This window comes from Pseudorhizobium xiangyangii (assembly GCF_020531965.1).
Lineage (GTDB): Bacteria > Pseudomonadota > Alphaproteobacteria > Rhizobiales > Rhizobiaceae > Neorhizobium > Neorhizobium xiangyangii.
Genome location: NZ_JAJAWH010000003.1, coordinates 65963 through 85524 on the forward strand (window position 1 = coordinate 65963; position 19562 = coordinate 85524).

Genomic DNA, 19562 nt, shown 5'->3' on the forward strand with positions numbered 1-19562 from the left:
TTTGCAGTGCCGTTTGCCGCGCTTTTCTCGCCAAATGCGAAGCCTATTTCTTAGGCAGTCAAAATGGGAGGATTTCGCATGGTGCAATGCTCATCAGCTTCCCAATGCCCTGATTTACAAGGCAGTTTGGAACGTTGTTCTCAGAGGAGGCACGAATTTTCGGACGCTTCCGCAGCGCAACATACCGGCTTACCGCATTGCGAGCAAAAGTCGTCCATATTTGCGCCATTTTCTGGAACGATTTTCTGTCTCATCAAGACCAGCCCGAAATGATCAAGGGCCCTCCGGGGGACACCATGTGCATTGTATTTCGCGTCGCGCTTGCCTCTCTTCTCGCGCTCAGCATGAGCGGGATTGCGGTAGCCGACAGTAGCCAGAAGCGTCGCGGCAACATTTTCAAGCACGACTATTCCGCGGCCTACACGGTTCAGCGCGTCAGCGTGAGAACGAGCTGTTTCCCTACCAAGCTGAAGGCGATCCTCGCGCACATCGCTGTCCAGACGGGCAAGAAGCCGATGGTGACCTCCGGCCACCGCCCACGCTCGGGACGTTCCCAGCACAGCCACTGCTACGCAGCCGACATACGGGTGCCCGGCATATCGGAAAAACGCATACTCGCCGCCGCAAGAAGCGCCCCCGGGATCGGCGGCGTCGGGCGGTACTGCAACGGCATCGTCCATGTTGATATCGGCCCCAAGCGGATGTGGGCCCACTGTGGCAAGCGGTCGAAGCGGTCCTAGCTGCCTAGCTGCCTCGCGGCCCGCGCTTCAGGTTGCGCCTGATCATCCCGGTGTCCGCACCGCCGACCAGGAATGCGACAGGAAAATAAACCGCCATTGCCAGCGCCACCAGACAAGCCAGGGCCAGCACTTGCTCAATCAAGGAAGCCTCGGGCGAAAGCCAGGGTGCAGCGTGCGGCAGGAGATAGACAAGCGACGCTGCCATGGCTCCTGCGGAAACGAACAGCATCAGCGTCCTCCTGAACAGCGCCCATTCCCACATCAGGTCACCGCGCCATAGCAGTGTCGAGAACAGAAGCACCGCATTGATCCACCCCGCTGCAGCTTCGGCGGTGGCGATACCCCGCTCGGCCAGCAACGGAAAGAGCGTGATCGCAAGCCCGGAGTTCACGACGACCGAGATAATCGTGAAGCGCATCGGCGTCTTGGTATCTTCGCGTGCGTAGAAACCGGGCTGCAAAGCCTTGATCATTACGAAGCCGGGCAGGCCTATCCCGTAGATAGCCAGAATGGATGCCACCACGGCCGTATTTTCAGCGGAGAAGGCACCCCTCTCGTAAAGCACGCGCACGATGGGATCCGACAGGACCCAAAGGCCGGCCGCTGCGGGCAGGGTGAGGAACAGGACAAACTCCAGCGAGCGGTTCTGGATATTGGCCGCCTCCTTCATCTGCCCACCCTTCAGGGCTCGCGACAGCTCGGGTAGCAAAACCACCCCGACCGCCACGCCAACGACCCCGAGCGGCAACTGATAGACCCGATCCGCGTACTGAAGGGCGGCGATCGCACCCTCCTTCCCCGAAGCGATGGCCATTCCGATGATCTGATTGATCTGCGTGATGCCACCGGTGATCGCTGCCGGAACCGCCAGCACGAGCAGCCGTTTCACGTTGGGGGTCATTCTCGGACGGCGAAAGCCTATGTTGATGCCCGCATTGCGGACACCGATGTAGACGACGGCAAGTTGAAGAACGCCCGCTACGAGAACACTCCAGGACAGGTACCAGGCCATCGTCAGCGGATTAGCACCGCTCCACCAGCCGTAGGCGAGCGCCGCGATCATCACGACGTTGAGAAACACCGGGGCAATAGCCGCCGCAAAGAAACGATGAAGCGAATTCAGCATCCCGCCCATCATCGCCGTCAGCGACATGCACATCAGGTACGGGAACATCACCGTCGCCAGCCGGACCGTTATCGACGACTTTTCAGGATCATCCGCAAAGCCGGGGGCGATGATCCAGTCGACCAGCCAGGGCATGGCCAATTGCATGGCGATCGTGATGAGCAGCAGCGCCGAGAAAAGAACCCCAAAGACCTCCTCGGAAAACCGTTTGGCGCCCTCGACGCCATTGGTTTCTATCTCCTTGGAGAACAAGGGGACGAAGGCGGCATTGAACGCGCCTTCCGCAAACAGCCGCCGAAACAGGTTCGGAAACCGGAACGCCGCATAGAATACGTCGGCCATCGGACCTGTCCCGAGAGCCGCCGCCATCATCGTCTCGCGGGCAAAACCGAAGATCCGGCTGCCGAGCGTTGCACCGCCGACGGTCGCAAATTTCCTGACGAGGCTCATGCGTCTGCCTTCGGCCGCCGCGGCGACGGATGAAGCCGGCGCCTGGGTGCCGGAGCCGGCGCAATGATCCCCGAGGGCATGCCGCTTCGCAGCTCATCCTCCTGCTCGGACATCACGGCCTTCAGCCGCGCCGAAATATTGCCCTGGCGGTTCTCGTTGGTGATCTTCGCTCCGAGGAGGTCGGTGACGTAGAAGGTATCGATGACCTTTTCCCCGAAGGTGGTGATGCGCGCGGAATGAATATCGAGTGACAAGTCGGCGAGCACCGCGGTGATTTCCGCGAGCAGGCCGGGCCGGTCCAGGCACTCGACCTCCACGACAGTAAACTTGTTGGACAGACCGTTGGAGATGATCACCGACGGCGGGATGTTGAACGTCTTGTTGCGCTTCTTCGACCTGGCTCGCGTCGCGATGACTTCCGGCAGCCGCTTCTTGCCGGAAAGCACGTCCTCGATCATCCGGCCGATGGTCGCCGCCCGCCGAAGCTCGTCCTCATCGACCGCAAACTCCCTATTGACGAGGATGGTATCCAGGGCGCGTCCGTCGGACGTCGTGAAGATCTGGGCATCGGCGATATTGGCACCTGCAGCAGCACACGCACCGGCGATAACCGACAGCAGGCGGGGATGGTCCGGCGCAAGCACCGTGATCTCCGTAATCGCATGGAATGAGTGCGTCCGCACTATCGTCGCCAGGGCGCGGCCTGCCTGGTCCGTCTCGCGGATGAATTGCGCGTGGCGCACCTGATCCTCAAGGGCAACAGACAGGAGATAGGGCTGGTAGTGGAGAGCCGAATAGACCCGCCTATCCTTCTGATCCCAGTCGGAGAGGGCATCGAACAGTTCCTGTTCCGCTTGCATCGCCCGCTCTTTCCGCGTCGATTCCGAGAAGCCTCCGGACAGAAGCAGCTCGGTCTCATAGTAGAGCGTGCGAAGAAGCTGACCCTTCCAGCCGTTCCAAACCCCTGGACCAACGGCGCGAATATCGCAGATCGTCAGAACCAGCAGAAGCTTCAGCCGGTCCAGCGACTGCACTTTCTCGGCGAAGTCAGTGATTGTCTTGCGATCGTGCAGGTCGCGGGTCTGCGCCGTCATGGACATCAGCAGGTGCTCTTCGATGAGCCACACCACCAGTTCCGTCTGCTTTGCATTCAGGCCCAGGCGAGGGCACAGCGTTCGAGCGATGCGCGCGCCGGCAATCGAGTGATCTTCCTGCCGCCCCTTGGCGATGTCGTGGAGAAGCACGGCGACATAGAGAACGATGCGGTCCTCGATGCTCGGCATCAGCATATTCGATAGCGGGTGGATGTCGGCAGCTTTTCCCCTGTCGATTTCGGACAGGGCATCCACCGAGCGAAGCAGGTGCTCGTCGACCGTATAGTGGTGATACATGTTGAACTGCATCATCGAAACGATCCGGCCGAAATCCGGGATGAACCGCCCGAGGACACCAGCCTCGTTCATGCGACGAAGGATCAGCGCGGGATCGCGCCGGGACGTGAGGATCGACAGGAACAGCCGGTTGGCTTCCTCGTCCTCGCGAACACTGTCATTGATCAACGCCAGCGATCGGGTCACCCGTTTCAGCGCATCCGGATGAAACTCGAGATCGTTGATGTCGGCGACGTGGAAAAACCTGATGATGCTGACCGGATCCCGCTTGAAGACGTCCGGATCCGCCAGCGTGATGCGGCCGTGGTCCTGAACGAACTCCACGGTGCCGGGGATCTTGTGAACCCGGTTCGTGAACCGGGAAATGACCCGCTTCAAGCCTGGAACGTCCTTGGCCTGTTCGTCCTCGAGCGCCGCGCAGAAGATTCGTGTCAGGTCACCGACATCCTTGGCCACCAGGAAGTAGTGCTTCATGAAGCGCTCCACCGCAGAGAGGCCAGGCCGGGTGTGGTAGTCCAGGCTTTCCGCAATCTCCCGCTGGATATCGAACGACAAGCGCTCCTCGGCCTTGCCGGTCAGAAAATGCATGTGGCAGCGAACGGCCCAGAGAAAGTCGTCCGACTTCTGAAAGACTTTCCATTCGTGGCGGGAGAAGACGCCACGCTTCACGAGTTCCTCCGCGTCGCGGACGCGGTAATAGTACTTGGCGATCCAGAACAGCGTGTGGAGATCACGCAGGCCGCCTTTTCCCTCCTTCACGTTCGGCTCGACCAGATAGCGCGTATCGCCGGCCTTCTGGTGACGAACATCTCGCTCCGCCAGCTTCGCAGCAACGAATTCTCGGCCTGTCCCCGCAACGATCTCGGTATCGAAACGCTTCTCGAGCTCCGCCAACAGGACCTCGTCACCGCAGATGTATCGGCTTTCCAGGATCGCGGTGCGGATCGTCATGTCCGTCTTCGCAAGCTGGATGCATTCCTCCACCGTGCGGGTTGCGTGGCCGACCTTGAAGCCCATGTCCCAGAAGATGTAGAGCAGGAACTCGATCGCCTTGTGCATCGCCTCCGAGTTCTTCGCAGGCAGCAGGAAGAGGAGATCTATGTCCGATCCGGGAGCAAGGGTATCGCGGCCATATCCCCCGACTGCGGCCACGGCGATGCTGGCCGCCTCTGCATGGAGCTTCTCGACAACCGTTTCATGGAGGACACAGATCAACCGATCCTGTAACCAGGAGAGGCGCTGCGCACAGGCTAGGCCGCCTCCATCCTCTTCGAGAAGTTCCCTGATCTTCAGGCGGCCATCGGTGCTTGCGGCTCGCAAGATGGCGAGAAGCGCGGTGCGCTTTTCCAGCGTCGTCCGGCTGCCGTCCTCCCCCACGAGCCGGCATTCCGCCCGCAGCTTGTCCACATCGAGAATATCGGAGAAATCGAGTTCTTGGTTGGCCATGTCGTCCTGCAGATGCCTCAGGGTCTCCGCACGCTATAGCCGCTCCGGCGCGCACTGAACAATGATAATCGTGCGCCGCCGGTTCACACTTCGCTTGCCTCTGGGTGAGCTTGCGGGCCTATCGTCATCTCACGCACCGCCGACCTGCTTCTTCAAGGCATACAGTGCATCGAGCGCTTCCCGCGGAGTGAGATCGTCCGGATTGATCCCCTTCAATGCCTCCTCGACCTTCGAAGTTCCCGACCGCTTCAGATCCTCTCGACGAACTGCCACCTGGAACAGGGGCAGATCATCGATCAGTTGGCTCGCAGGGTTCTTGCGATCCGAATCCTCGAGCTTCGTCAGCACATCCCGGGCTCTCGCGACAACCGAGGCGGGAAGGCCCGCCAGTCGAGCCACCTGAATGCCGTAGGAGCGGTCTGCCGCACCCGGACCAACCTCATGCAGGAAGATCACCTCGCCATCCCATTCCTTCACGCGCATGGTGGCGTTGGACAGCCGGTTCAGTTTTTCGGACAACACCGTCAGTTCATGAAAGTGCGTGGCAAACAGGCCGCGGCAACGGTTCGCCTCGTGAAGGTGCTCGACAGCCGCCCAGGCGATCGACAGACCATCGAAAGTCGCCGTCCCACGGCCGATCTCGTCGAGGATGACGAGCGATCGGTCCGTCGCCTGGTTAAGGATGGCAGCCGTCTCGACCATTTCGACCATGAAGGTGGAGCGACCTCGAGCGAGGTCGTCGGACGCGCCGACGCGCGAGAACAGGCGATCGACGACCCCGATATGCGCGGAAGTCGCCGGCACGAAGGAGCCCATCTGAGCCAGGATCGCAATCAACGCGTTCTGGCGAAGGAAGGTCGACTTACCGCCCATGTTGGGACCGGTGAGCAGCCAGAGCGCGCCAAACTCGCCATCGCCGTGCGGTGAAAGATTGCATTCATTGGCAATGAACGGACCTTCCGATTTCCGTCGCAGCGCTTGCTCGACGACTGGGTGGCGCCCGCCTTCGATTGCGAACATACAGGAGGCATCGACCGTCGGCCGGTGGTATCCCCATTCCTCGGCAAGCAATGCAAGACCGGCCGCAACGTCGATCGCTGCAACGGCGCGTGCTCCCTTCTTGATCGCCTCGGCTTGCGCGGTAACAGCCGTCACCATGCGATCGAAAGCGGCAAGCTCGATGGTCAAGGCGCGATCGGCCGCATTGGCGATCCGGCTTTCCAGGTCCGCAAGTTCCGTGGTCGTGAAACGCATCGCATTGGCCATCGTCTGGCGATGGATGAAGCGGGCCTTGGCTTCTGCCGTTTCCGTCATCGGGCCGGCATTGCCCGCCGTCACCTCGATGAAATATCCGAGGACGTTGTTATGCTTGATCTTCAGCGACTTGATGCCGGTCTCTTCGGCATATTGCAGCTGCAGGCCGGCGATGACCCGTCGTGACTGGTCGCGAAGGCCCCTCACTTCATCGAGGTCTGCGTCGGCCCCTTCGCGCAGGAAGCCGCCATCCCGCTTGAGAAGCGGCTGCTCGTCCGCCAGCAGCGATCCCAGCAGCGTCTCCAGTTCGGCCGGCAGCGCCTTGAGGTCCGCCAGTGCCTCGCCGAGTTCCTCCGGAAGCATCGCCTTTCCGAGGAAGGATGCGACCGCTCGCGACGCCTCCAGTCCACGCAGGATGGAGCCGAGATCGCGGGGGCCGCCACGATCCAGCGCCAAGCGTGACAGCGCGCGCGGCATGTCGGGGACATGCTTCAGGGCACTGCGCAGCTCCGAACAGAGCGACGGCTCCTCCCGCAGGAAGGAAATGGAATCGAGCCGCAGGTTGATGCGGACAGGGTCGGTGAGCGGCGACATCAGCCGCTCTGCAAGCAGACGAGCGCCGCCACCGGTCACGGTCCGATCGACCGCCTTCAGCAGCGACCCATCCCGATCGCCCGAGAGGGTTCGTGCCAGTTCAAGGTTGGCGCGCGTGGCCGGGTCGATAAAAAGTGTGGAGGCTGCGCTCTCGCGCTCGGGGGTGCCGAGTGCAGGACGCTCGGCGATCTGGGTCTTCTCGACGTAGGCGACGGCGGCCGCGGCAGCTGCAAGTTCTGCGCGAGAGAAGTTTCCGAATCCATCGAGCGTGCCAACGCCGAAATAGCGGGTGATGCGGCCTTCGGCACTGGCGCTGTCGAACAGAACCCCGGGCTGGGGCACCGCAACTTTGCCAAGGACGTCAAAGACCGGCTTGAACTCGGGGTCATGAAACATCGTGTCAGGCAGGACCAGTTCCCGCGGATCGATCCGCAGGATGTCCGCCAGTAGCCTCGACTGATCCGTCTCGGCAAGACGGAAGACACCCGTGGAGATGTCGATCCACGCCAGCGCCAGCTGCGGCTCGGATGCGCCCTTGATGCGGGCAAGCGCCATCAGATAATTGGACTCCGACGGGGACAGCAGCTTGTCTTCGGTCAGCGTGCCGGGCGTAACCAGCCGGACCACATCCCGTTTGACGACCGATTTCGAGCCGCGCTTCCTAGCCTCCGCCGGATCCTCGATCTGCTCGCAGACCGCGACCCGGAAACCCAGCGTGATCAGTTTCTGCAGGTAATCATCCGCGGCGTGGATAGGCACCCCGCACATGGGAATGTCCTGCCCCATGTGCTGGCCGCGTTTGGTCAGCGTGATGCCGAGCGCGCGCGATGCCTCCACCGCATCCTCGAAGAACAGCTCGTAGAAATCGCCCATGCGATAGAACAGCAGCGAACCGGGGTTGTTCGCCTTGATCTCGATGTACTGCTCCATCATCGGCGTTGCGGTGGCACGGCTTTCGTCCGAGGCAAGCTCGTCGACAGTCAGTGCTTCGATGGAGAATCTTTCGAATTGTGTCACGGAACCGATTTTTTGTTGCGCAAGAGAAGTGGCGACACTATCGATGTTGACCCCTGAAAGACAACATCTCCCGCAGCCTTGAGGAGGGCTGCCCACAAAAAGCTTGAGGAGCTATGCCAGTGAACGACAAGGCCGCCCGCCAACGTGCTTCCGTGACCGAACAGGAAGCACTTGCATTCCATGCCGAGGGGCGCCCCGGGAAACTGGAGATCAACCCGACCAAACCAATGGCAACGCAGCGCGATCTGTCGCTTGCCTATTCTCCGGGCGTTGCCGTTCCGGTAAAGGCGATCGCCGCCGATCCGTCCAAGGCCTACGACTATACGGCACGCGGCAACATGGTCGCCGTGATCTCCAACGGCACCGCGATCCTCGGTCTCGGAAATCTCGGCGCGCTCGCATCCAAGCCGGTCATGGAAGGCAAGGCGGTGCTCTTCAAGCGCTTTGCGGATGTCGATTCCATCGATCTCGAAGTCGACACGGAAAACGTCGACGAGTTCGTCAACTGTGTGCGCTTCCTCGGACCATCGTTTGGCGGCATCAACCTTGAAGACATCAAGGCGCCGGAGTGTTTCATCATCGAAAGCCGCTTGCGCGAGCTGATGGACATCCCCGTCTTCCACGACGACCAGCATGGAACGGCTATCATTGCCGCTGCCGGCCTTATCAATGCTCTCGAGCTCACCGGCCGTGACCTGAAGACCACGAAGCTCGTCTGCAACGGCGCAGGCGCCGCAGCAATTGCCTGCATCGAACTGATCAAGGCGATGGGTTTCAACCCCGACAATATCCTCCTCTGCGATACCAAGGGCGTCATCTATCAGGGACGCACCGAAGGCATGAACCAGTGGAAGTCCGCGCATGCGGCAAAGACCGACCGGCGAACGCTGGAGGAGGCCATGAAGGGCGCCGACGTCGTTTTCGGCCTGTCCCAGAAAGGCGCTTTCTCCGAAGAGATGATCCGGTCCATGGCGGACAAGCCGGTCATCTTCGCCATGGCCAATCCCGATCCTGAAATCACGCCGGAAGAGGTCGCCCGCATCCGCGACGATGCGATCATGGCAACCGGCCGCTCGGACTATCCGAACCAGGTCAATAACGTCCTCGGCTTCCCCTACATCTTCCGCGGTGCACTGGATGTGCGCGCCACGCAGATCAACGACGCCATGAAGATCGCAGCGGTCCGGGCACTCGCCAATCTGGCGCGAGAGGATGTCCCGGACGACGTCGCAGCCGCCTATCAGGGCAACCGGCCGCGTTTCGGCTCGCAATACATCATCCCCGTCCCGTTCGACCCGCGGCTGATCTCTGCCATACCGGTCGCGGTGGCGGAGGCCGCGATGGAAAGCGGCGTGGCGCAGAAGAACATTGCCGACCTTGCCGCCTACGGCCGCGAACTTTCCGCTCGCCGCGATCCCATTGCCGCGACGACCCAGGGCATCTACGAACGGGTACGCCGCTTCCCGAAGCGGGTCGTGTTCGCCGAGGCCGAGGAAGAGCAGGTCATGCGCGCCGCGATCTCCTTCTGCCATCAGGGGCTTGGCACCGCGATCCTTCTCGGGCGCGATGACGTCATCCGGACAACGGCGGAAAAGGCGGGAATCGATCTTGATCGACCAGGGATCGAAATCGTGAACGCACGCATCTCCAATCGGGTCGACGCCTATATCGACCATCTGTATGCCCGCCTTCAGCGTCAGGGTTTCCTTTTGCGCGACGTCCAGCGCCTCATTCACAACGATCGCAATCACTTCGCTGCCACCATGGTTGCGGTTGGTGACGCGGACGCAATGGTAACGGGCACGACACGTAACTATGCGACGGCGCTGCAGGACGTGCGCCGCTGTATCGACACCAAGCCTGGGCACAAGGTGATCGGGGTGTCGCTCGCGCTGTCGCGCGGCCGCACCGTCTTCGTTGCCGACACTGCTGTCCACGACATGCCGACGGCGGAAGAGCTGGCAGACATTGCCGTCGAAGCAGCCCGGGTGGCGCGCCGCATGGGATATGAGCCGCGTGTCGCAATGCTTGCCTACTCCACATTCGGCCAGCCGACCGGCGAGCGCTCCGAGCGGGTGCGCGAGGCTGTAAAAATCCTCGACCGGCGCGTGGTGGATTTCGAGTACGACGGCGAGATGGCTGCCGATGTCGCGCTCAACCCGCAGCGTATGGAACAGTTTCCATTCTGCCGGCTGTCCGGAACAGCCAACGTCCTCGTCATGCCGGCAATCCATTCTGCATCGATCTCGACGCGCATGCTGCAGGAACTCGGAGCTGCCACGGTCATCGGTCCGTTGCTGGTCGGCCTGGACAAATCCGTCCAGATCACCTCGATGGGCGCGAAGGATTCGGACATCGTCAACATGGCGGCAATCGCGGCCTATAACGCCGGGATGTGACATCGGAAGAGCCGAGACGGGCTATCCGTCTCGGCTCTTCAAAATCATCGGATGAAGGGCTGGCTCAGTTCGAGAAGCGTCCGGCATCGGCGCCGTAGTAATTGATGTAGCGATCGGAAATAGACGCGATGGGCAACACGACCAGTACATCGGTGGTGTTGAAGGCCTGATCGACCACTGCACCGTTGCCGATCATCGCGCCGAGGCGCAGATACCCTTTGACCAGCGGCGGCATCGTCACCAGCGCCTTGCGGGCATCGACACCTTCCAGCGGCATCAGATCCATCTCGCGGTAAAGCTCGGGAAGCGCCTCAACGGCCCACTCGCCTTTTGCCTGCACGTTGTGATGCAGGAAGGAGAGCGCCAGCGCATGTTCTTCCGGATAGATCCCGGGGAATGAAGCGCAACCGAACATCGCACTCATGCCATGCTTCAGTGAGTAGGCCCAGCAGCCCTGCCACAAGAGTTCCACCGTCCGCTTCGTTCTATAGGCGGGCAGAACGCAGGAGCGGCCCAGTTCCATGAACTGCTTGTCGGGATGCCTCGCAAGCAAAGGTGCGACATCGAACTCGGAGGCCGAGTAAAACCCGCCATGGGCGATGGCCACCTCCTGCCGCAAAAGGCGGTAGGTGCCCACGATCTGTTCCTCGATGTCGCCTTCGATCGCCCGGTCGATGACAAGCAGATGGTCACAGATCGCATCATAGGAATCGATGTCCCGGCGCATCTGCATGGCATCGGCCGGAAGCTGCGCCTTCATTTCCTCGACAAAGACCCGATAGCGCACAGCCTGAGCGGCATCGATCTCGCGCGAATTACGCGCGAGCCGGGTCTCCAGTGACCCTATGCGGCCGAACAGGCCGTCCGCTGATTCCGCCAAGATCGGCTGCGTCGAGTTTGCGTTCACGTCATGCTTCAGGAGTTCGAGCACCATGGTGATTTGTCCCGTGGGTTCAATTCACCGCTACTAATCATTCTCTCGCAACAAGAGAATGACATTACCTGTCACAATAGCGGCGGCGGGAGCCGGACGTCAACGCGATCGGGCAGATGTACTGCATCTTGAACCACTTGCACGAGATGTCCCGGCATTACGGGCTTTGCCAAAGTGTGCGCGATCTGCAACGCGGAAACGTCGATTTCCCCTGTCGCGGCGGCACCCGTCAGGAGAATCACCGGAACGACGGGAAGGCCTTGAACGCTCTCGAAGCTTCGCAGAGCAGCAAGGGCCTGCGGTACCGCCATGCCGGGCATGTGCAGATCCGTGACGACGACGTCCGGTCTTCCCGTTGCAACTGACACGGCATTCAGCAATTCCACCGCGTTCTCCACGACCCTTACCCGGTGACCCGCCTTACGGAGTGCCACACTGACCAGCAGGGCACTGACCGGATCGTCTTCGGCGATCAGGACATCGAGCACCTTTTCAGGACGGCCTGCCTCCGGATGCGCAGCAATCCTGTCGCGCGTGCCAAAACCTCTCATCCGGCCCGACAGGACATCGATAAGCGATTTCTCGCGCAACGGGCGGATGAGCCAGGCGTCGTAGAGATCCTGAGGCTGGGACGCCCGTTCCTCGGGATTGACGAGCAGGATGCGGTGCAGCGCCGGATCGCCCAGCTGGGAGATCGAGGATGCAGCCATGCGGTGGTCGACGATCACGTCGGTGTAAGGCAGGCAGCCCTGTGAGGCATTCGAAAGCAGCGAGGCAGCCTCAGCCACACTATAGGCGGGGCAGCAGCGCCCGCCCAGCGTTTCAATCATCGCAATCGTTGCCGTGGCTGCGGGTCCCTGCGGCGCCAGCAGCAAGACGCGGCTGCTCGTGAGCAGCCTCTGGCGTTCGTTGGTACCGGCGGCCGCATCCTCCGCAAAGCGTAACGGAAAGCGTATTTCAAAAGTGCTGCCCCTGCCCGCTTCGCTGCTGACTGACAGTGACCCACCGAATTCCACGAGAATGCGGGACGCAATCGACAGACCGAGACCGGTGCCTCCGCTGCGCTCCGCGGCCCCGCCAACCTGCTCGAACTCTCCGAATATTCGCGTCCGCTCTTCGTCCGTCATTCCCGGGCCGGTGTCGGCCACGGAGATGACCACTTCTGCGGCCGCGACATGGGCGCGAACCAGAACGCCGCCTTGCTGGGTGAACTTGACCGCATTGCCGACCACGTTGAACAGCACCTGGCGCAGCCTTGCGGGGTCAAGATCGAGAAGCTCCGGCAGATCAGCCACAACCGTCGCGGCGATCTCTATCCCTTTTTCATGCGCCCGGGGCGCCAGCATTTCCACCACGCTCTCGATCAACTGGCGCAGGTTTGCCGCCCTGTTGTTGAGGCGGAATTTCCCTGCCTGCATGGTCGAATAGTCGAGGAGATCCTCCACCAGCTGAGCGAGCGCATGGCCCGACTGTCGAATGCCGCTCAGGTAATTCTGCTGCTCGGCAGTCAGCTTGGTCTGGCCAAGGAGATAGGTCATCCCCAGGATGCCGTTCAGCGGTGTGCGAAGCTCGTGCACCACGGTCGCGATCTGGCGCGACTTCGCAGCACTTGCTGCCTCGAGTTCGCTCAATCGCCTGCCGGACAGACGATCGACGATCCTGCTGTAGAACCGGCGCAAGGCGGGTCTTTGTGGCTCTCCAGCCTCTACAGCCAGCCGCGCATGAGCAAGCGCGCCATTGCCGCTCCCACGCGGTGCAAACGCCTTGGATATCCGTTCATGCATGCGGGTATAAATGCGCATGGGAGTGTGCCTAACACAGCTTTGTTCCCAGTCTGCGCGCCCAAACCCTAAAATTCTATCTATTCGCCCTCTTGAGCTTTCGTGGTCCGCGACCCGAACAACTCATCGAGGATGACGCAGGCCGCACCAATCGAGATGAAACTATCGGCGAGGTTGAAGACCGCGAACGACCATGTCGATGTATGGAAGAGGATGTAATCGACCACATGACCGTACAGGAAACCATCGATCAAATTGCCGATCGCTCCCGCCACAATCAGGGTGAACCCGAGATGCGCGAAAGCCCTGTCCTTCGGTGAACGATACCACAGCCACAGCACGAACGTGACGATGACGATCCGCATGCCGATGATGAACTCGCGCTCCAGGCCCGAGAGGAAGGAGAAGGCGACGCCCAGATTGTAGGTGCGGTAGAGCGCCAGCATCGGCATCACCGGCACGGCTTCCTGCAGCGGAAGATGTGCTTCCACCAGGAATTTTATGCCTTGGTCGAGCACCACCGCGAGAACGATGAGCGTAAGCGCCATTGCCGGGCGGGAGAAGATGGACGCCGTTGCTGTCATTCTGGGCCATCCAGCTTGAGAAGGTGTCGTCGCGCTTCAAACAGCATGACCGCTGTCGCCACAGCCAGATTGAGACTGTCGGCCCTGCCTTGCTGCGGAATGCGGACCAGCCTGTCCGCATATTTGGCGAGAATATCCGGCAGTCCAGATTGCTCGTTGCCCATCAGCACGACCACCGGCTTTTTTGAATAGTCTACGGTGCGATAATCGACGGCGCCGGCAAGATGGGTTGCAACCACTTCGACGCCCGTCTTCTTGTGCCAGTTCCTGAAGTCTTCGGCAGAAACCCTGACCAGCGGAACAGCGAAAACCGATCCCATCGTCGCGCGGACGGTCTCCAGCGAGAAAGGATCCGTGCATTCGCCCACGAGGATAACACCTGAGGCGCCGGACGCGTCGGCAGTCCTGATGATCGTTCCGAGATTTCCGGGATCCCGGACCCGGTCGAGCGCCACATAGGTCTTGCCGACAGCCGGTGAAAGCGCATCAAGCCCAGTCCACCGCTGATCGAATATCCCGACCACCATTTGCGGGTTGTCCCGCCGCGTGATGGAGGAAAGCACCTTTTCGCTCACCTCCAGCACGAGCCCGCCCTTGGCGACAGTCTTGACCGCCACCTGCTCCACCAGCGGCTTACCCTTGGCCGCCTTTGCATAGACGAGCGTACGGATAGTCCATCCGAGCTCCAGCGCGTCGATGACCAGTTTCAGGCCCTCGGCCATGAAGGTGCCGCTCTGCTCGCGGTCCTTCTTGTTGGTGAGTGCCTTGATGTCCTTCACGATCGGATTGGAGAGGCTGGTGACCTCCTTGACCTGACCGACCCGGCGCTGCCCAGCATTGCGGTGGTCGTCGATCATTTCGGCACCCAGCGGCTGAAAAGGGATGTTGAGAGCGCGCGGCCCGGCGTCTTTCCGTCCAGTCCGGCCTCCCGTATGACGAGTTCGCCGGATTCTACCGCTCCACCTGCGCCACGCATTGTCTCGCGCATCAGTTCATGGATGGAGTAGAAGCTCGCGCGGATGGAATACGCGGTCAGGACGAGCCCTATCGCCTTCGGCGAAAGCAGTTCGCGGCAGATATCCAGCATAAGCGGCAGATGATCGAAAAGTTGCCACACCTCTCCGTTCGGACCTCGGCCGAATTTCGGCGGGTCGGTGAGGATGATGTCGTATCGGCTGCCGCGGCGCTCTTCACGCTGAATAAACTTCATGGCGTCTTCGCAGATCCACCGGATCGGCGCTTTTTCCAGCCGGCTCAGCGCCTGGTTTTCCCGTGCCCAGCCGATCGCCTTCTTCGAGGCATCGACATGGGTGACTTCCGCACCCGCTGCGGCCGCAACGAGCGAAGCGACACCCGTATAACCGAACAGGTTCAGAACCTTGACCGGCCGACCGGCCGCCTCGACCTGTCGCTTCATCCACTCCCAGTGGACGATCTGTTCCGGAAAGACCCCAACATGCCGAAACGACGTGAACCGGCCGAGAAAGTCGACGCCGAGAAGCGACAATGGCCAGGTTTCGCCAAGCGCATCCTTGGGAAAACGCCAACGGCCCATGCCGTCCTCTTCGGTGTCGCCGGTAAAGACGGCATCCACTTTTTCCCATGTCGATGGCGCCAGGGATGGCTGCCACAGCGCCTGGGCCTCCGGTCGCACGATGCGATACGGGCCATATTGCTCCAGCTTCAGCGCATTTCCGCTGTCGATCAGGTGAAAATCGCCAGCCCCGGAGGATTCCAGTATTACCGGCACCCGCTCCGCCGGACGCTCTCCGGAACGGGTCACGAGAGCCCGCTGCGGAACTGCTTCCTCCGGCGGGGCCTTCCTGGTCACTGGCGACGGACGGCGTTCAGGCGCGCCTGAACCGGGCTGCCTGTTCGCAGGCCCGGAACCGCCGCTCTTGCCGGGCCTCCTGTCGGGGCGTCTTTCCCTGTTTTTCAATCTGCTGACCCGCTTGCTTAGAACTTTCCGTGCAAATAGCACTGGCCCGCCACTTGGCAAAGCGCTTTCCCCTGCCCTAACTTCATCTGAGGATCTGGGAGGAGGCCGGCATGGACATTGAAGGCGAGGAACGGATCGTCGCGCCACGCGACATTGTGTGGGCTGCGTTGAACGATCCGGAAATTCTGAAGCAATGCGTTCCCGGCTGCCAGAGCCTGGAGCAGACATCTCCGACGGAACTCGTCACCACCGTCCGGATCAAGATCGGCCCGGTAGCTGCAAACTTCAACGGCGAAATCACGCTCTCCAACATCAACGCACCGGAGAGCTATACCATTTCCGGTGAGGGCAAGGGCGGGATCGCGGGCTTCGGCAAGGGATCGGCGGATGTGTCACTCGTCGAAGATGGGGTGGAAACCATTCTGAAATACACCGCAAAGGCGCAAGTGGGCGGCAAAATCGCGCAGTTGGGTTCGCGACTGATCGATTCAGCTTCACGAAAACTGGCACAGCAGTTTTTCGCCGACTTTAATGTCGCAGTGGCGGCCAAGGTTGCAGGCTGACGGGCCGGCGGTCACCGCGTCAGCGACGATAAACGTGTCGTTTTCCTGTCCTTTGACAGCACATGGCCGGGAGCCTCGGCCATGCAAAAACCGCAGAAATGCGCGGGATTCGGCCTATTTATTAACAACAGATTGACTTTCCAACCCCATGCGTTTAGAAGCCCGCCGCAATCGCAACGGACGTAGCAAAAACCTTATTCCCTGAAATCCAGTCACGTTTTCAAAAACACCCTTGTGCCATGCGAAGCGCTTGGATGAGGGGGAAGCTTGGCGTAGACTGGAACACGCAAGTCACGACAAGAAGGAACTAATCCATGAGTGTGCGTGTGTCTGGTAAACAGATGGAAATCGGTGACTCGTTCCGCCAGCGGATCGAGGACCACATCGGCGAGGCGGTCACGAAATACTTCGACGGGGGGTATTCGGGCCAGGTGATCGTGGAGAAATCCGGGTCACGCTTTGCAGCGGACTGCAAGGTTCACCTCGACACCGGTATCGTTCTGCATGCGGCTGGCCAGGCGAATGATCCGCAGCTTAGCTTCGACGCCGCCGCCCAGCGGATCGAGAAGCGTCTGCGCCGTTACAAGAGGAAGTTGAAGGACCACCACGCCGGGTCGCAGGGCAACGGCCACGCCGAAATCGCTTATACCGTCATGGATGCGATTCCGGAGGAGGATGACGGGCTGCCAGATGATTTCGCTCCGACAATCGTCGCCGAAAGCTCGAAGCAGTTGAGAACAATGTCGGTCGCTACCGCCGTGATGGCGTTGGACATGACCGATGAGCCCATCCTTCTTTTCCGGAACCCCGGCAAGGAAGACCTGAACATCGTCTATCGCCGCACTGACGGCAATATTGGTTGGATCGACTCCGCCAATATCAAAGGCTAACAAATCTGGGAGAGCGTCGGCAACGGCGCTCCCTCCACCCAAGCGGTGGTACAAAGGATGAAAAGAATGGCTTTGGCAGATTTGCTGCAGCAAGATGCAATTATTCCCGCCCTCAGAGTAAATTCCAAGAAGCAGTTGCTACAGGAATTGGCCGCAAAGGCTTCCAAGCTCACCGGCGTTGCCGAGCGGGAAATCTTTGACGTCATACTGCAGCGTGAGAAACTTGGCTCCACGGGCGTTGGTCATGGGATTGCCATCCCGCATGGCAAGCTCAGCAGCATATCCACTATCAAAGGTGTGTTCGCACGGCTGGAAACGCCTATCGATTTCGAAGCGCTTGATGACGAACCCGTGGATCTGGTTTTTCTGCTTCTCGCACCGGAAGGTGCGGGTGCCGACCACCTCAAGGCTCTTTCCCGTATCGCCCGTATTCTGCGCGATCAGGAACTGGTCAACAAACTTCGGCAGACGGATTCCGCGTCGGCCATCTATGCGTTCCTGAACGAGGAGCAGGCGTCCAACGCCGCCTGATCGTTCAATCTCCAATCAATAAAAAGGCCGCCCCGCGTTAACGCCGGGCGGCCTTTTTATGTTGTTGATCAGCGATCAGTTGCCAGCCTTGGCACCTTCGACTGCGGCTGCCTCCACCTTCGGGCCTCCCTTGGATACCCCGACCATGGCCGGCCGCAGGACGCGGTCACCAATGGTGAAGCCCGCCTGAACCACCTGTAGGACAGTGTTGTTCGGCACTTCCTGGTTCGGAATTTCGAACATCGCCTGATGGAAATTCGGATCGAACTTTTCACCTTCGGCGTCGATCTTCTTGATCCCATGCCGCTCGAGGGCGGACAACATCGCCCGCTCCGTCAGGTCCACTCCTTCGAGAAGTGTCGTGAGCGTCTGGTCCGCAGCGGCGCGCTCGTCCAACGGCACGGCGTCAAGAGCACGACGAAGATTATCCGATACCGCCAGCATATCGCGCGCGAAAGACGCGACAGAATAGGACTTGGCATCCTTTACATCGCGCTCCGTCCGACGACGGAGATTTTCCATTTCCGCAGCCATGCGGAGGAAGCGGTCACGCAGATCGGCGTTTTCCGCCCTCAGAGCCTCTACGGGATCGATCTCGACCTCCTGCGTTTCAGCCGCGTCATTCGCTGCTGCGTCCTGCAGCGCGGACGCCAGTGCTTCTGCAGTGTTGTCGGGGGCGGATTCATTCTTGCCCGCGTCAGGTCCGTTTTTCTTTGTTTCGTCGCTCATGACCTTCTCCGGTGTAGTGTTCACAAAGTTGTGCCCGATATCGAGGTTTGAACCTCAAAAATCAAGGCTCGTGGGGTGTCTGCGAGTTAAAGCTGCTGGCGTGTCAGCCGGGCGAGGACCTGCGCGGTGTAATCCACCATCGGTACAACGCGGGAATAATTGAGGCGGGTCGGCCCGATCACTCCGACTGCGCCGACGATCCGCTCTTCCTGATCGCGGTAGGGCGCGACGATGAGCGACGAACCGGACAGCGAGAACAGCTTGTTCTCCGAGCCGATGAATATCCGCACGCCTGGTCCGCTTTCGGCGAGCTCCAGTATCTCGATCAGGCTATCCTTCTTCTCGAGATCGTCGAAGAGCATACGCAGGCGATCGAGATCCTCGGCACCCGCTATCGCTTCCAGAAGGTTCGCCCGGCCGCGGACGATGAGCTGGTTCGGCTTGCCGTCCTCCCGGCTGCCCGACCAGACGGCCAGGCCGCGCTCCACGAGATCCTGAGACAGGACCGTCAGCTCGTTCTGTACTTGCGCCTTGAGCTTTTCGAGCTGGCCCCGAAGTTCGACAAGCGTCTGCCCGGTCAGATGAGCGTTCAGAAAATTCGCGGCCTCGGTCAACTGCGATGAGCTCACCCCGGCGGGAAGGTCGATGATGCGGTTCTCGACCTGGTTCTTTTCCCCGACGAGGACGGCGAGCGCCTTGGTGGGCTCAAGCCGGATGAACTCCACGTGCTTCAGCACGGGATCGCTCTTTGTCGTTATGACGATCCCAGCCCCGCGCGATGCCCCGGAGAGCAGGCGACTGGCCTCGTTCATCAGGCTCTCCAGCGGACGGTCCCTGCCCTCGGGGCGGATTTGCCGCTCGATACTGGTCCGCTCCTCCTCCGAAAGATCGCCAACCTGCATGAAAGCATCGACGAAAAAGCGGAGGCCGGACTGGGTGGGCAAACGGCCGGCGCTGATATGGGGCGCGTAGATGAGGCCAAGTTCTTCCAGGTCGCTCATCACGTTGCGCACGGAAGCCGGCGAGAGCGACATCGGCAAAAGACGCGACAGGTTCCTCGATCCCACCGGCTCGCCGGTCTCCAGGTAACCCTCGACGATGTTTCTGAAAATCTCGCGCGAACGGTCGTCCAGCGGTATGCCGTTGTCCCCTCGTGCCATAAAACCCATTGCTCGCTTTGAAACCTCTGTTCGG

15 protein-coding genes are annotated in these 19562 nt (G+C 60.7%); 5 read left to right on the forward strand and 10 right to left on the reverse strand.

From position 1 onward, the window contains the following. Positions 1-296 precede the first annotated feature (296 nt). A complete protein-coding gene (locus LH464_RS03120; protein WP_390624909.1) occupies positions 297-740 on the forward strand; it encodes a YcbK family protein in 444 nt (147 codons plus the stop codon). Between the two features lie 4 nt (positions 741-744). Here LH464_RS03120 and murJ read toward each other — a convergent pair whose 3' ends face one another. From murJ to mutS, 3 genes are all read right to left on the reverse strand, one after another. Next, a complete protein-coding gene (murJ, locus tag LH464_RS03125; RefSeq protein ID WP_226784912.1) occupies positions 745-2316 on the reverse strand; it encodes a murein biosynthesis integral membrane protein MurJ in 1572 nt (523 codons plus the stop codon). Beyond that, positions 2313-5153, reverse strand: a complete 2841-nt coding sequence (locus tag LH464_RS03130) for a [protein-PII] uridylyltransferase (RefSeq protein WP_226784913.1) — start codon at positions 5151-5153, stop codon at positions 2313-2315. The genes murJ and LH464_RS03130 overlap by 4 nt, the downstream gene beginning before the upstream one ends. A 129-nt stretch (positions 5154-5282) precedes the next feature. After that, positions 5283-7934 carry a DNA mismatch repair protein MutS gene (gene mutS, locus LH464_RS03135; RefSeq protein WP_226785081.1) on the reverse strand — a complete coding sequence of 884 codons (2652 nt, stop codon included), beginning with the start codon at positions 7932-7934 and terminating at the stop codon, positions 5283-5285. 197 nt (positions 7935-8131) lie between these two features. Between mutS and LH464_RS03140 the strand changes: the two genes are divergently transcribed. Further along, a complete protein-coding gene (locus LH464_RS03140) occupies positions 8132-10417 on the forward strand; it encodes an NADP-dependent malic enzyme (protein ID WP_390624910.1) in 2286 nt (761 codons plus the stop codon). Positions 10418-10481: 64 nt separating this feature from the next. On the opposite strand, the gene LH464_RS03145 is transcribed toward LH464_RS03140, so the two are convergent. From LH464_RS03145 to LH464_RS03165, 5 genes are all read right to left on the reverse strand, one after another. After that, positions 10482-11351, reverse strand: a complete 870-nt coding sequence (locus LH464_RS03145; protein WP_226784915.1) for a GNAT family N-acetyltransferase — start codon at positions 11349-11351, stop codon at positions 10482-10484. A gap of 71 nt (positions 11352-11422) precedes the next feature. Next, positions 11423-13153, reverse strand: a complete 1731-nt coding sequence (locus LH464_RS03150) for a hybrid sensor histidine kinase/response regulator (RefSeq protein ID WP_226784916.1) — start codon at positions 13151-13153, stop codon at positions 11423-11425. A gap of 59 nt (positions 13154-13212) precedes the next feature. Then, positions 13213-13716, reverse strand: a complete 504-nt coding sequence (gene lspA, locus LH464_RS03155) for a signal peptidase II (RefSeq protein WP_226784917.1) — start codon at positions 13714-13716, stop codon at positions 13213-13215. Then, positions 13713-14573 carry a TrmH family RNA methyltransferase gene (locus tag LH464_RS03160; RefSeq protein ID WP_226784918.1) on the reverse strand — a complete coding sequence of 287 codons (861 nt, stop codon included), beginning with the start codon at positions 14571-14573 and terminating at the stop codon, positions 13713-13715. Before LH464_RS03160 ends, lspA begins: the two co-directional genes overlap by 4 nt. After that, the gene (locus LH464_RS03165) at positions 14570-15655 is read right to left on the reverse strand and encodes a class I SAM-dependent methyltransferase (protein ID WP_226784919.1); all 1086 of its coding nucleotides are present in this window, start codon (positions 15653-15655) and stop codon (positions 14570-14572) included. Before LH464_RS03165 ends, LH464_RS03160 begins: the two co-directional genes overlap by 4 nt. Before the next feature lie 110 nt (positions 15656-15765). Between LH464_RS03165 and LH464_RS03170 the strand changes: the two genes are divergently transcribed. The 3 genes from LH464_RS03170 (at position 15766) to ptsN (ending at position 17639) form a co-directional block, all read left to right on the forward strand. Further along, the gene (locus tag LH464_RS03170; protein ID WP_226784920.1) at positions 15766-16218 is read left to right on the forward strand and encodes an SRPBCC family protein; all 453 of its coding nucleotides are present in this window, start codon (positions 15766-15768) and stop codon (positions 16216-16218) included. 314 nt (positions 16219-16532) lie between these two features. Further along, entirely contained in the window at positions 16533-17108 is a 576-nt protein-coding gene (hpf, locus tag LH464_RS03175) for a ribosome hibernation-promoting factor, HPF/YfiA family (protein WP_226784921.1), read from the forward strand. 66 nt (positions 17109-17174) lie between these two features. Next, positions 17175-17639, forward strand: a complete 465-nt coding sequence (ptsN, locus tag LH464_RS03180) for a PTS IIA-like nitrogen regulatory protein PtsN (protein WP_226784922.1) — start codon at positions 17175-17177, stop codon at positions 17637-17639. Between the two features lie 75 nt (positions 17640-17714). Here the strand turns inward: ptsN and grpE are convergent, their stop codons facing one another. After that, entirely contained in the window at positions 17715-18368 is a 654-nt protein-coding gene (gene grpE, locus LH464_RS03185; RefSeq protein WP_226784923.1) for a nucleotide exchange factor GrpE, read from the reverse strand. Between the two features lie 86 nt (positions 18369-18454). Next, positions 18455-19537, reverse strand: coding sequence for a heat-inducible transcriptional repressor HrcA (hrcA, locus tag LH464_RS03190; protein ID WP_390624911.1), 1083 nt, complete (start codon positions 19535-19537; stop codon positions 18455-18457). Positions 19538-19562 lie beyond the last annotated feature (25 nt).